We start from the raw sequence: 15,132 nt of genomic DNA on the forward strand, positions 1-15,132 counted from the left end.
CTTAAAATCAGGCTTTTCCCCAATTAATTACATAGTGAATATTATTCTTATTATGTGTAAATAATACTTTTCACACATGTGTGCATAATTTCACAAATCGCTGCACATAATGAACAGCTGGCACTGTAGGCCAGATAATTATCCTTAAATTATGACTGATTTCTGATTAATAAATGCTTAAAACGTATTGAATTTCGGAACAAAAATTTGTATGGATTCACATTTTAACAACATATAAAAAATTATTATGTAGAAAACATTTACCGAATACAGATAAAATTAAATAACTCTCAATTTAAATTTTATGACAAACTTCACACCAACACAAACCGAGGTTACTGACCTCAACAAGCCTAAATGGATTGTGGTTTATACCAAATCCAGATGGGAAAAAAAAGTAGACAAACTTCTCAAAACACAGAATATAAATTCATTCTGTCCTACTATTAAAACCAAACACCGATGGGTTGACCGAACCAAGATCGTTGAACTTCCTTTATTTTCTTCGTACTTATTTGTGAGGGCCGACCTCAAAGATCAGCTTAAAGTGAGGCAAACAATGGGTGTTGTAAACTTTGTTAATCATTGCGGCAAACCTGCATCGGTTAATAACTCAGAAATAGAGCGAATAAAAAAGCTGATTGAAAATTACGATAATGTAGAGGCTGTAAGCCTCCCCAGGATCAAAGTTGGAGATACAATGAAAATAGAAGACGGTGTTCTTCTTGACTGGCAGGGTGAGGTACTTAAGATCAAAGGAAAATCTGTTGTAATGTTTATGAAGCAGCTTAACTGCGCATTGGTAGTTAACACAGAAAAAACAGCAGTGAGCCTGGTGTAAACAATTGCCAATTCACATAAATAACAGAAAGTAATATCTTAAATCACTCATTTTCTAAAACATATAAAACAAATTTTCATGGAAGAGCACTATGGACATATTGTGGAGATGCTGGTTAGAAAAAAAGGTTATAGCATCAGCGAAATTGCACGCCTAACCCATGTTAACCGGAGATCGGTGTATAACTGGTTTAACCAAAAATATCTAAAAACAGAAATAATTTACCGGATAGGATGTATCCTGAAACATGACTTTTCAGTAGAGTTCCCCAATTTATTTACCAAGGAGGAATTTCAGGAAGTTCATAATTATAAAGAACCTGATAGCGACGATCCGATTTTTTGGGAATTGCCTACTCATCATGTATGGAAAGACCGTTATATCGCATTGTTGGAAGAGTACAATAAATTACTTTTAAACTATACAAAAATCAACGAATATTTTGATCAGCAAAAAGTTGAAGTAGTAAACGATAACCAATAATGCAGCGTGTAAAATAAACCGCATTCTGATTATCCATATCGGTATTCTTTTAGATTTTAAGTAAGGTTAACTTTTTTGATTATAAAATTCACACTAAACAAGGGTGTCCGGCTAAGTTCCGGGCGCACTTTTTACAATATTGCCCCATAAAACCCAACTTATAAGATTAAATTACAGACAAGGCATTTTAACACAATTGCATTACAGTTTAATTCATGAAAATTAATAAGCCAACGTAACTTCAGGCCAATTCAGGAGTCAAAAACTATCATGCATCAATCAACATAAAAATGATTAAAGTATTCATCATAGACGATAATCCTCTTGAACATATTATTGTTGATAAGATGCTGGTTAAGTATACTTATCCATTAGAAACCGTGCATAGCATTGATGGCCGGTTGGCAATAAAACTGCTGCAGGAAAACAAAGAAAATGCCCTTGCCCTTCCTGATCTTATACTTTTAGATTTAAACATGCCCAAATTTAGTGGCTGGGATTTTTTGGAAAGTTTCAGCACTCTTGAGCACTCGCTGATTAAACATGTTGATGTTTTTATATTAACATCTTCCCTTAACAAGCACGATATTAACCGGTCTACAAAGTATCCTTGTGTTAAATCTTACTTTGTTAAACCCATAACCCAAAAAATAATTCAGGATATTTTTTCCAATCAGGTGACTTGATCATTTAAGACCAGGCGTGAAAGCCTGAAAAATAAAAAATTGGAAAAATTAAAAAATGCGGTTAATCAATATGGTTTAAACCGAGTGAAGTTTAAATTTCTTTTTATTGATTGAAAGATCTGTTTAAACCAACTTCATTAAAATGAACATGATTAACCGCTTTGAGAGTGAAGTTTATTTACAAATTATTGTTTCTTTATCTTATTGTGATATTATAAAGATAATTGTAACAAACCTCAAACATAACCTGTTAGCGCCCATACTTTAGCTGTTAAAGCCCAAACAATTAATCATCAATTAGCGTAATCTGATGAAATCAAATTCCAAATTGGAGTAAGCATAGCCAGTAAGAAAACCAGCGAAGCAAAGTCAAACTTCAGGTTAATTGAGTTATTCTTTAACCGTTTATAACAAGCCGTAAAATTGTACGGATTAGAGAAATTAAATATGGTTGCCAACTCTCCTATCCGATACTTTTTCTCTTTTAAATATTGCTCAGCAATATCCATCTGAAGTTTCCTGTAATATATAAATGGACTTACACCGTAAGCAAGCTTAAAATCGCGTTTCAATTTAGAAACCGACATACAGTGTGTTTCGGCAATTAAAGCCAGGCCCGGAAAGTCCATAAGTACTATCAACTTCAAATATTCAGCAACTTTTTGAATTTGGGGATCAATTGCCTCTTCCACCGGTTTTACAGTATCTTCTACTTTTTCGGCAGATGCTGGAGCGTTCAGAATATTGTTGAATTGATTAATGGCCATCATCAGCTCCGGATCAAGCAAATCAACTTCTTGCTTTTCTAAAACCTGAAGATAAAACCCAACTATTTGTTTATCTTTCTTATCCGGATAATATGTAATAATACAAGAGTGAAGACCCTTAAAGTGCGAATTCATGTTTTGTTCAAAAACCTTAGGCTTACCATCCATCACAGAGTTAAGGTATGGCAAATGATTTTCAAATAAAGGCCCTAATAATTCTTCCAGATGCAACTCCCCAATACAATTTTTATCCAAAATTTTAAACCGCTCTAAAAAATCAATAGAGGCGTATCTTAAAACTCTTTTTTTATCCCAAAATGAGACCATAAATTACCTGTTAAATTTGACACCAATTTTTTCTACATCCCTTATAATATCATCGTTTCAGCAAAAAATTTCCTGGCTTTTTTAAATGTTAACCAGTAGTCGCAGAATCATTTAACTAAAATTATATATAATACTACTAAAAAAAAACAATCAATACAAATCCCGTAAAAATTTACACGAGTTAATGGAAATTGTTTACGAAATGAAACTATTTCATGTTAAGTTAACATTTATTAATATATATATGATTTTAAACTTAAATCATTGCAATACAATACTTCAAAACCTAATATTTGTTTTAGAAATATTTATTATAAATAAACGAATTATTGATGCAAATGGATTTTAGAATAAGATCAAAACCTCGTAATTCAGCCAACACTACTTTATATTAATCACTGCATTTCAGCGTGTTACAAAACAAAAAGGCTGAGACCTCTCGATAGATCCCAGCCTTTGAAGCTTATCCTTTTAAACTTTTTAGGAATACGAATTACGGATTTTTGCAACCTTTAAGTTGATGTCGTGCTCATCTTCAAAATCATTAATGGCATAATTAAGCTGCTCCATTTTAAACTCTGACCAGTAATCAATTAATAAATTCAACTTTCTATCAGTAAGTAAAAGGTTGTCAAGTACAAAGGTGGAGCTGGTATCTTGTTTTTTAATTTCAAGGGCTACCTGATCAAAAGGTCTGAAGTTTTCTATTCTGTAGATAAAATCCATTTGTATGGCAATCCGTTCTTTTAAAGTTAGGCGGGGAATTTCAACGATATTTGTACTGTTAATTAAAACATTATCGTTTTTGGTGACTACAAAAAGCTCACTCTGTTGTTTATCGTAGTAATATTTTGCTTCATTATAATTTTCGGGAAGGGTAATGGCTTTACTTAACCACTGATTTAATGACTCCGTCATATATAATAAATTGTTTATTTCAAAGCTCACAGCCGAATCCACATCATTTTGCATTTTCATCTCTTAAAAAATAAAATAAATTAAGGTTAAGGCCAGGGTATGTCGATGTCAAATCATTTGATATTTGGCAATTATACAAAAGCTTGATTAAGTATACGTGAAGATTTATCAGAATGTTCCAAGCTTTACTTAAAAACAACAAAATGTTAAAACATTTTGTTAGCTGAAATGTCAACAGGGATTTTAGGCGTAAATGATTGTCATCTCAGTTAAAATAATTGGACTTTTATGCAGCCTGGATATTACATACATATATATAAGCTATTTAAATAAAAAATCCAGCTCACAAATAATGTGAAGCTGGATTGGCAGGAGGCTAAAATATTTTAACTTTTATCTTTTATTAGTTGTGAATGATTAGTTTACTACATAAAGTGGTTACTCAAATATTGGCTATTGCCCCCCATCAACCATGAGTTTTGATACCAGGTTTCCCGATGAGCTTTGAGCACTTATAATGTAAACACCTTTGGTTAGCGCGTTATTTAATGCTACGTGTACACTGGCGCCACCTAATGCATCGGCCACAAAACTTTCCGTTTGCAGTAACCTGCCCGACATGTTGGTTATCAATATGGTAACCTTTTCATTTTTAGCAAAATTGCTTGCATTCACGAAGAATGAGTTACCCACATTCGGGTTAGGATAAACGGTTATTTTTTTCTCTGTTGATAATGATTCTGGAGCTAATCTGAGCGCGCTCAACTGTTGCGTAGTGTCAGCTGCCACCAGCGATGAAACATTTTGTACCTGGAATATTTCCATAGCTGCAATTCCTAAGCGGTTTGCTGTTGGGTCAAACCTGAAGGTCATAGCACCATCGGTTACAGATACTGCTACATCTTTTACCAATGCTGATCTGTAACCAACTTCCGAAAATATATCAAAACTTGGCAAAGCAAGGTTATTCTCTATGTAAGTATTAAATACCCTTGATCCTACTGCGTTCCAATAATTTTCAACAAAGTGCATACGTACCAGATAGTTACCATTAGCAATTGGAATACTGTATCTTGTTTCTGCAAGATCTGCTGCTGCAGATAAATAAGTTTGATAGAGTATATCATTATCCGTACAGGCCACAGGTCCTTTTACTACCTGCATATCAAGCTTAATTGATCCGCTTCGGTAACTTTTATCAGACTCAAATACAGTTCCATCTGCTGACGTTAAGTTAGCATCTGCCCCACCTTTTATCCGTTTTATTACATTAACCGTTGCGGTATTTGAATTACCTATGCCATAAAGCGGTATCCTGAGTGGGCCTGCCGAGCTGTTATATTTAACCATCAAAGCCGCGTTTTTAATGCCGACCGTGCTTGGGTTAAATTTAACGGTTAAAGTAGTTGTACCCTGTACCGCGAGGTTAGTTGTTGTTAAAGCGCTTACCGAAAACTCGCTGGAATTAGGGCCAACTATCTGTAAACCTTGTAAAGTAATTGGCGAGTCGCTTGAACCATCAGGGTATGTTTGTCCGTTATTTTTCAATGTCAGAATAAACGACCCGGATGAAGCAGTTTTAACAGGACCTAAATCAATCGCTGTTTTTGGAAGAGATACCAGCTCAGAATAATGTTCAGAGCCTGCATCGGGTTTGATGTTTTCAATGTAATAAATATTATCCTGGTAATCATAGTTGGTGAATTGAGTTCCAAGGTAATCGCAATCTAGGAAATAAGCATTCGGAATGATATTGCCTTTAGGATCCATGGCTTTCAGTATCCGCATGCCTATTAATCCGTTAAAGTTTTGTGTTCTGTCTGACGAAGCAGACCCCACTTTTAATCCAAATGAACCTGTTACATTAAAGGTATTGGTTGCCGGTAACGTAGTGCTACCGATAAGCCTTGGAAGCACCGACTGACCATCCAAATTATTGTGTGTGAAGATTAATGAGGATGAGCTTGATCCCTTTTTGAAATACCTGATAGATTCAATTGCAGAACAACAACCATGATAAGCTGCAACCTGATGTACCGTTATCGGTCTTGTAGGATCTGCCTGAATAAAGTACGATGCAACCACCTCACTGGAATTTGGAACCTTTGCTGTACCATTTATATCACCATCATCATGCCCGTAACCCGTTGTTGAGGTAAAACCGGCTGCCGTTATAATCTGCTGGGCATATGGTTCATTTGTACTTTCGCCGGCAAGCTGCGATATGCCGGTGAGTTTTACACGTTTTGTGGGGAAGGCACTATCGTTGCTGGTTATGGTTAAAGAATCGGTAAATATTTTAATTCTTGTGCCTGCATCTTTGGTTATAAACTGAATAGTTACGTCAACAAAGGCTTCAGAATTTACACTGAATGGTACCTTTGCCGTTAAATCGCTCCCTACAGATATTACTTTCCAGGCAGTGGTATTTGACACCTGCAAATTAGTTACTGTAAGTTTATTTACCCCCCGGTTATTGATCCTGAGTTTTATTTTATCATGATTGGCATTAAAAGGCGTTGTATCCGGACTGGTGCGTCTCCATGGAGTTTTGATAAGCGAAAATAATAAGCGATCATCTGCAGGGAAACCATCAGGGTTCTTTAACACCATGTAAACACCAGCAGTGCCGGTAGCACTACCTGACCCTATGCTAAAAGCTGAGGCCGGGCTCGTTTTTTTGTTATTATTAGCATCAACGGCTTTGGCTACAATGCTATAGCTTCCAGCTGCAGTTATGGTAAGCGGAGTAGTGTAGTTAACAAATGCGGCATTGTTTATTGAATATTTAAGCGAGTCCATACCAGCGCCGCCATCGTCTGTTCCTGATAAAAACACTTGTACCGGGCCACTGTAAACGCCTGGTGAGCTTATGGCGCCGGCTATTCTTAAGCCTACTGTTGGTACGGTAGTATCCGTTACCTGGCTGGCTGGCGCAATGGTTACATAATTTATTTTACTGTTAACACCACCATTGGCATCAATAGTAAGCTTTCCGTCTGAAACCGTAACTACACCAATGGCAATTTTATGCTTGGCTGTAGTTGAGGTTGTAAGGTCTGCAATAATGGGTAATCCCTCCGCATTTATCTGGTGGGTACTATCAAAATAGCCCTCATCACCAGCGCCTATAGTAACCCGGTAAGTGCCATTAGCTACAGCACATTCCCAGGTACCGGGTAATTGTCCTTTATCGCTGGCCTGCATTTGAACCACACCCAAAAGCTGCTTTGCGCTTGTGCCGGTACGGATACGCATATTAGCTGTCATATCCTGAGGCGCCTTTGTTATCGGGTTTACCCAACCAAAGCCACGCGCGTCTGTATAAGCAAGGCCATTATCAGGTGTGTAACCGGCAGGGGCGGTTGAGGTTGATGGTAAAAAAGCAATAGTTTTTGTAGTAGTTCCTGTTGCCTGGCCACCACCAGATATAGTGAAACTACTTGCCGTGCTAATTTTTTCATTGTTATTAGCATCAATGGCTTTTAATGTTATACTATAAGTATTAGGGGCTGTTATTGTAATCGGGCTTGTATAATTAACGTATGCTGCGTTATTGATGGAGTACTGTAAGGATTTAATACCTGCGGCTCCTCCATCTGTTGCGGTACCAAAAACTTGTACAGAACCGGTATAAACACCTGCAGATTGAAGACTGCCTGCAAGCCTGATGCTTGCTGTTGGCACTGTGGTGTCTGTTACCGGGTCGGCATTAGCAATACTGATGTAATTGATCTTGCTGTTAATCCCACCTGTAGCATCAATGGTAAGCTTACCATCGGTAACTGTAACCACGCCTATTGCTACTTTATGCTTAGCAGCAGTTGTGGTGATCAGATCGGTAATAATAGGTAAGCCCTCCGCGTTTATTTGATGGTCGCTATCAAAATAAGCCTCATCGCCTGCGCCAATAGTTACCCGGTAGGTGCCGTTAGGAATAGTGTATTCCCAGGTACCTGGTAATTGCCCCTTGTCACTGGCCTGCATCTGAACTACTCCTAAAAGCTGCTTGGCACTTGAGCCCGTGCGGATACGCATATTAGCAGTCATATCCTGAGGCGCTTTGGTTGTTGGATTTACCCAACCGAAGCCACGGGCATCACTGTAAGCCAAACCATTATCGGCGGTATAACCCGCAGGTGCCGCTGTTGTTGACGGAACAAATGCTATATTGACTGTTGCCGGAATTGTAAATTCATTTACTGCAGATTTAGCAGCGTTTGATCGATTCGGTTTAAGATAGATTGATCGATTTTTGTTTGAAGAATTTAAAGAAAAAGCAAATAGAGGTAAAACCGCTAATAATAAAAAAGAAGTTTTGCTCAAATAAAACAAGCCATTGTTTATTTTACTATTTGTAATCATTGGAATCATATATATTAATTAACTAACACGTTTCATTATTCATAATACATAGCAATCCTTTTATATCAATATTACGCAATTTCTGAGGGAGAGGTGGCCTCATAAAAACGCATGTGACCAAAACGTATAATAGTGTGAATGAGACACATCCTGCCTCTCATAGGGAATAAAAATCGGATACTTATTATCATGAAAAAACGCTGTTATTCAAAATATTAACTTTTTCCAGTGATTACAAGGGTATCTTATTTTAACTTGATTTGTGCACAAATTGAACTTACCCGCGGTTTGGATAAAGCAACAATAAAATTGGTTTTGAGATTCGTGACGGCTCGACTTTGACAATATATTAATTATTCAAATCGTATATTTGTATCATAAAAATAATAGAATGCTTAATTTAGAATGGCTTAGAACTTTTAAGGCTATATATGAGACCGGAACGCTATCTGCTGCTGCGCAGCAGCTTTTCATTTCACAACCCGGAGTTAGTTTACATTTAAATTCATTGGAGGCTTACACCGGATATAAATTGTTTGACAGAGCGGCCCGGAAAATGGTGCCTACTGAACGGGGAAAGATATTCTATAACTTTGTTTTAGAACCTTTATCAAAACTGGAAAGTGCCGAACAACTGTTTCATAGAACCTCCAAAGCCGACAGATCAACCATTAGCGTGGGTATGTGTTTTGAAACCTTTCAATACACGTTAGAAGAGCACGTTGCTCAATTACCCTTTAATTTGATCATTAAATTTGGTGAATATCCTCAAATGCAACAAGACCTTGATAATGGGTTGCTTGATCTGATCATTACATCACAAAAAGGGCATCAGCCTAACCTGGAATACAGGCCGTTTTCAAAAGAACGGATTGTGCTCGTTGCCGGGGCAAAATCAGATACCAGCCACCTGAAACAACTATTGCTTTCCAAAAACCTGGTCGAAAGCGAAGAATGGCTAAAACATCAGCTCTGGTACAGCACAGCTGCCGATATGGAACACCTCAAGAATTTTTGGGTAAAAAACTTTGGCAACCACCCCGACTTTAAGCCAAATTTTATTGTTCCAAACATGAGCTCCATTATCCGGTGCCTGAGTAATGGAGAAGGTTTTTCGGTTGTGCCCGATTTTCTTTGCCGAAAAGAAATTGAAGCAGGCAATATTCAATTGGTTTGGGAGGGCGAACTTCATTTGGAAAACATACTTCATTTTGGCACTCGTAAAAAAACCATTTATGCTGCTGAAATTGAAGAATTGCAAAAAATACTCATCCAAAAGTGGATGTAAGGCTACTTTTAACGAAACAGGTCGATCCAATTAATTTTGTTACATGGAAGACGGTATAGGTGAAAAACATATTTTAGTAAACCGAATGACTTAATAGGCCTGCTATAATAATATCTCATACGATACCATAAATGCATCAAAGGGTTAAATATCTTATTTACATACTGCTTGTTATTTGCGTGGCTTGTACACAGAAAAAACAATCTAACTTAAATGCAAAGCAGCAATTAGTATCGCAAAAAAAGGGTAGTAAGATATGCTGTGAATCAAACATACCTGCAAGATTTGCCAGTTTGGAAACTCAGAGGGCAAATTCGCTAAGCGTTTCATCTGCCAACAAAGGCTCACATGAAGGAATGGTATGGATAAATACAGGAACATTCATGATGGGCGCTGATAACAAACAAGCTGCCGATGATGAATACCCCAAACACAAGGTTACGGTATCTGGTTTTTGGATAGATGCTACCGAAGTTACCAATGCACAGTTCGCTCAGTTTGTTAAAGCCACAGGATACATTACTACCGCCGAAAAAAAGCCCGACTGGAATGAACTTAAAAAACAGCTCCCTCCAGGTACTCCTAAACCTGATGATAAACTTTTAGTACCTGCGTCGCTGGTATTCACATCGCCCAAACAAGCAGTTGATTTAAATGATTATGGACAATGGTGGTCATGGCAATCCGGTGCCAGCTGGAAACATCCGCATGGCCCCGGAAGCGATTTGAAGGGAAAAGCCAATTACCCGGTAGTACAGGTTTCCTGGTACGATGCGCAGGCATACTGCAAATGGGCCGGAAAAAGATTGCCCCGTGAAGCTGAGTGGGAATGGGCCGCCCGTGGTGACTTAAACAATAATATTTATCCATGGGGGAATGAAGGCGTAGACGCTGGTAAACCTAAGGCAAATACGTGGCAAGGCAACTTCCCTTACAAAAACCTGCTTACAGACAAGTTTTACTTTGCGGCCCCCGTTAAAACATTTGCCCCCAATGGATATGGATTGTACGATATGGCCGGCAACGTTTGGGAATGGTGCAACGATCTTTATAATAACAAATATTACAGCACTATAAGCCAGCCTGCGGGTATATCAAACCCCGGGGGCCCTGCAACCAGCTTCGACCCCGACGAGCCTAATGCCCAAAAACGAGTGATCAGAGGAGGGTCTTATTTATGCAACGATAGCTACTGCTCAGGCTACAGGGTAGCCCGCCGCATGAAAAGCACGGAAGATAGCGGTATGGAGCATTTAGGCTTCCGTTGTGTTCAGGATAAATAAAATCAAAGAGTAAAGATTAGCAGGTGGCCTACGAGTCGAAACTTAACAGCTCAAAATTTCATATTATAAACAGATCGTGAGGCCTTGACAGCTTACATCAAATTATATATATTTTTAGCGTATTCGACAGAATTAAATTCAAGCCAATAATATGCCCCCTACTGAAGTTCATCTTTTCTTAAAGAAAAACATTCGCATCATTTATTATTGTAAATGAGCTATTTATATTAGCAAAACTGATACAAAACTTTACAAAATGATAGCAGTTCTCCTATATATATTTATAACTATTTGAATTAAAATAGAAAGTATTTAATTTAATAAAATATTTCAGCTTTTATATTTCAACCGCGTTTGAAATCTTAGATACTACCATCACAAAAAGTATTTCAAGTTTAATAAGGCTCTGTTCATTATCGATTTTGATACCAATAAAATCCATAGATCATTACCAAAAACAGGTAATACAAAATGATCATGGTACTGCCACCAAAAATAAACTAATTTTCAATTTTTACCTAAACAACCTGCAAGATGAAAAAAAATTGATGCCGATTTTTGGCTGTACCTTTTTGTTTTTTTTGATGCTGTCAATTGATTGTAAAGCACAAACAATCTATCACTTATACTTAACCCAGGCACAAATGGGGCGCTTATTAACTAAAGCAACAGATTGGGTCATTACTTTTCAATATTATCACAATTCTTCAAATGAATTAACACTTTATGCATGGCCGAAAAAAATTAACATGAATAATAATCATTTTAATGACGGTGAAATCCTTAAAGTTAATAAAGCATACAAAGATTTAACTGGTCAGAAGGTGCTTTTAGCCAGTTTTCATTTAAGCAATGATCGTTTCAAAACACTTTTGGATTCCAACCGTACCGGACACTACAAATTTTATCAATTTCATGCCAAAATTAAATCTGTAGGACTGTTTGGAGTGGGATCATATGTTTATTATGAAATTTGGGGAGCAGATAAAGATAATAAGATAATTTCAGCAGCCAAAATAACTGACACTCCAAATCCCTCACCTCCTCGGTAGTAATTTAGCAATGAATAAGATCATAAGGCTATTCTTTGACTGGTCTGAGGTATGGGCTCTATTCATACCTCTTTTGGTTTGGCTATTTCATAAAAAACAACCCTCTTTTTTAAATTCAGTGGTGATATACTTATGGATTGCGCTTGCGCTTAATTTGTTTGGGGATATCATCGGCGATTTTAAAAAATCGCTTCACTTTCCATTATTCCTTCAAAGTAATAACCCGGTTTATAATATTCACTCTGTTATCCGATTTGTTTGCTTTAGCTATTTTTTTCTTTCCGTTCAACAACATCAATATAAAAGATTAAAAAATATCATCATCGTTATTTTTATTTTGTTCCTGGCAATAGACTTCCTTTTTTTCGAGAAATTTTTCCTGCCTGATCATTTAAGTGGTAACCTATTTTCGGCAGAGGCTTACCTTTTATTGATCTTTTGTATGCTTTATTATTTAACCGTGCTAAATGATGAGGAAGAAGCAGCATTTAAAAGCCCTGTTTTTTGGGTTGTAACCGGGTTAAGCATATATGTTGTAGTCAACTTCTTCGTGTTTTTATTCTACGTTCCCATGATCACACAAAATCCCGATCTGGCAAACAATATCTGGGACATTCACAATGTGTCATATATCATTCTATGTCTGTTTATAACGAGAGGTTTTTACACAAATTCTGAAGAATATGCAATTGTTGGAAATTGATATAGAATACAGGGTTTTATTTGGTATATCAGGCATGGTACTGCTTTTTACCAGCTTCCTGATCGTTTTTATTATCAGCCAGCGAAAAAAACTTCAGTATCACCGGGACCTTCATGATCTGCACGAAGAGCAAAAGCAAAGCCTTATTGAGCAAAATTTATTGTTGGAGCAACGTGTTGAAGAAAGAACCAAAGAATTACGATTTCAAACGAAGGAATTACAGAAATCGCTCCATGAGCTTAAACTAACACAGTTACAATTGATAGAAAAAGAAAAAATGGCTTCGCTTGGGGAAATGACAGCCGGAATTGCGCATGAAATACAAAACCCGCTGAATTTTGTAAATAACTTCTCGGAAATAAACATGGAGTTGATCAACGAGCTGAAACAAGGATTAGAAGATGGGAATCTGGAAGATGTGGCAGGCCTTGCAGATGACCTTCAGCAAAATTTGGAAATGATCAATAACCATGGCAAACGTGCTGATAGTATCGTGAAGGGAATGTTAGAACATTCGAAAGGCGTCACCGGGCAAAAAGAACCAACAGACCTCAACAAACTGGCCAATGAGGCATTACAAATAAGCTACAAAAGTTTTAATCAAAAAGATGCCGGTTTTAGCACATCTGTAAACACTTTTTTTGATGACAGTATTAGCAAAGTCCCCCTTATTCCCCAGTCGATGCAAAAAGTTTTCTTAAACCTGTTTAGCAACGCTTTTTACGCAGTTAACGAGAAAAAAAATAATTTAGGCGCAAGTTACTCGCCCATGGTTTCCTTGACCACAAAAAAAAATGGCGGTAATATTCAAATTACCATAAGCGATAATGGTACAGGCATTTCGCAAACGATAATTAGTAAGATATTTCATCCTTTTTTCACAACCAAGCCTACGGGTCAGGGAACAGGACTGGGACTATCTTTAAGTTATGATATTATAAAGGCCCATGGTGGAGAGATACACGCAGAATCTGCAGAGGAGGGCCATACTACATTTATAATTAATTTACCCGAACTAATTTAGAATATTTAATAGAAGTTGAATTATTCTGCTTAATCCGAAAATAAGAAAGGCTCCAACACATCCTGAAAAAACAAAAAGCCTTACTTTTCAGTAAGGCTTTCACACTTTAGCGGAATGGACGGGACTCGAACCATGTCCTTATATCGTTGAATTACAATGTTTTTGATTCCTAAAAACCTGGTGCTCACCAGATGCTCACCTATTTTTTGCAACTAATTGAATGCAAATGGATTTCATCAAAGTTATGAAAAAATATTATTTGATGAAATCTGGGTCATTAGATATGGCCGTGAAAAAGTACGTGGGGAAAAGTATAAAGGGGCTCGTCTCGATTGAAAATAAGTTATAATCGGTTGAAATTCAGTTTTTCTAAAATATATTTGTTTGGTATTATTTCATTCATGTGATTATAATCCGATATATTTACTTTTTTAGTTTAACCTGACCTTCAACCTCCTAATCATTAATGTTTTCAGAAGACTGGTCCACACATATCAAAATCGATCGTCAGTTGATCAAAGATCAGCTGGAAGAGCAGTTTGTTGAGATCGATCATAAAATCACTTTACGCTTTTATACTATAAAACCTTCGGGTACACAGTTGCTCGTGAATGGAATATGCGAAGTTTTGCACCGCTCATTGGCTTATTTTGTTTATGGGTCGGATGAGATCGAGAAAGATCCGGTTTGGGCAGGAGTCAATGCCGGTCAGCGCTTCGGCTTTAAAGATCCGCAAACTGATGGTAAATATGGCGAACTATTGCTTTTCGTGTTGGTAGAAAGCGTATTAGGTTGTAAGATGGTTGCCCATAAGCTTTCTTCTTTGAGTAATTTTAATGACCAGGTAAAGGGAGGTGATGGAGTTTTTGTCGGAGACTATGTAATAGATGGCAAATCACATCCTGCTTTTTTGATCGGTGAATCGAAAGTAATAGGAGGTCTAGCAGCTGGCTTAACGGACGCTTTCAAGTCGTTAGCTCGGTATTATAATGAGGATGGTGGTCCTAAATTTTTAGACCAGGAGTTAATTGTCGCCCAACAATTTATCAGTACGACACATCATTCGATAGATGAACTTTATAACCGACTAACGCCAACCAAGTCGGAATTTCATGAGCAAGTTTTGATCCATCCTGTGATGATCATGTACAGTAGTGCTTACGATAAATTGGAATTAGCGGCCGCATCGCCAGCTGATTTATCTGCTGCTATTCGTAAAAGACTTCAAGGAAACGAGAAAAAATATTTGGAGAAGGTACAGGCCCAATACGAAAAGCATCCCAATGTCGGGAAGGTGTATTTAGATTTTTTTGTTTTACCCTGCCGGTCGGTCGATGAGTTTCGTGATGCAATGTATCAGCGAATCCACCACGCCCCTTTTCAAAGGAGTTAATC

Annotated in this window: 11 protein-coding genes; 8 read left to right on the forward strand and 3 right to left on the reverse strand. The window is 37.2% G+C overall.

Translation table 11 applies throughout. The features are described 5' to 3' along the window. Window positions 1-304 precede the first annotated feature (304 nt). From QWZ01_RS18995 to QWZ01_RS19005, 3 genes are all read left to right on the forward strand, one after another. Complete coding sequence (locus tag QWZ01_RS18995; RefSeq protein WP_290326077.1) at window positions 305-841, forward strand: UpxY family transcription antiterminator; 537 nt, start codon at window positions 305-307, stop codon at window positions 839-841. 78 nt (window positions 842-919) lie between these two features. Continuing rightward, window positions 920-1,324, forward strand: coding sequence for a helix-turn-helix domain-containing protein (locus QWZ01_RS19000; RefSeq protein ID WP_290326079.1), 405 nt, complete (start codon window positions 920-922; stop codon window positions 1,322-1,324). Between the two features lie 290 nt (window positions 1,325-1,614). Further along, window positions 1,615-2,010 carry a response regulator gene (locus QWZ01_RS19005; RefSeq protein WP_290326080.1) on the forward strand — a complete coding sequence of 132 codons (396 nt, stop codon included), beginning with the start codon at window positions 1,615-1,617 and terminating at the stop codon, window positions 2,008-2,010. A gap of 293 nt (window positions 2,011-2,303) precedes the next feature. On the opposite strand, the gene QWZ01_RS19010 is transcribed toward QWZ01_RS19005, so the two are convergent. The 3 genes from QWZ01_RS19010 to QWZ01_RS19020 form a co-directional block, all read right to left on the reverse strand. Beyond that, complete coding sequence (locus QWZ01_RS19010; protein WP_290326082.1) at window positions 2,304-3,104, reverse strand: helix-turn-helix domain-containing protein; 801 nt, start codon at window positions 3,102-3,104, stop codon at window positions 2,304-2,306. Between the two features lie 480 nt (window positions 3,105-3,584). Beyond that, window positions 3,585-4,082: a hypothetical protein gene (locus QWZ01_RS19015; protein WP_290326084.1), complete on the reverse strand. Its 498-nt coding sequence runs from the start codon at window positions 4,080-4,082 to the stop codon at window positions 3,585-3,587. A 393-nt stretch (window positions 4,083-4,475) separates the two neighbouring features. Beyond that, a complete protein-coding gene (locus QWZ01_RS19020; protein ID WP_290326086.1) occupies window positions 4,476-8,387 on the reverse strand; it encodes a malectin domain-containing carbohydrate-binding protein in 3,912 nt (1,303 codons plus the stop codon). 391 nt (window positions 8,388-8,778) lie between these two features. On the opposite strand from QWZ01_RS19020, the gene QWZ01_RS19025 reads away from it, so the two are divergent. The 5 genes from QWZ01_RS19025 (at window position 8,779) to QWZ01_RS19045 (ending at window position 15,130) form a co-directional block, all read left to right on the forward strand. Further along, window positions 8,779-9,675, forward strand: a complete 897-nt coding sequence (locus QWZ01_RS19025; protein ID WP_290326087.1) for a LysR family transcriptional regulator — start codon at window positions 8,779-8,781, stop codon at window positions 9,673-9,675. A gap of 131 nt (window positions 9,676-9,806) precedes the next feature. Next, window positions 9,807-10,958: a formylglycine-generating enzyme family protein gene (locus tag QWZ01_RS19030; RefSeq protein ID WP_290326089.1), complete on the forward strand. Its 1,152-nt coding sequence runs from the start codon at window positions 9,807-9,809 to the stop codon at window positions 10,956-10,958. 422 nt (window positions 10,959-11,380) lie between these two features. After that, entirely contained in the window at window positions 11,381-12,010 is a 630-nt protein-coding gene (locus QWZ01_RS19035) for a hypothetical protein (protein WP_290326090.1), read from the forward strand. Between the two features lie 683 nt (window positions 12,011-12,693). Beyond that, window positions 12,694-13,737, forward strand: a complete 1,044-nt coding sequence (locus QWZ01_RS19040; RefSeq protein WP_290326091.1) for a sensor histidine kinase — start codon at window positions 12,694-12,696, stop codon at window positions 13,735-13,737. Between the two features lie 466 nt (window positions 13,738-14,203). Beyond that, window positions 14,204-15,130: a Hachiman antiphage defense system protein HamA gene (locus QWZ01_RS19045; protein WP_290326092.1), complete on the forward strand. Its 927-nt coding sequence runs from the start codon at window positions 14,204-14,206 to the stop codon at window positions 15,128-15,130. Window positions 15,131-15,132: the final 2 nt, after the last annotated feature.

This window comes from Mucilaginibacter aquaedulcis, assembly GCF_030409325.1.
In the GTDB taxonomy this organism is placed as follows: domain Bacteria; phylum Bacteroidota; class Bacteroidia; order Sphingobacteriales; family Sphingobacteriaceae; genus Mucilaginibacter; species Mucilaginibacter aquaedulcis.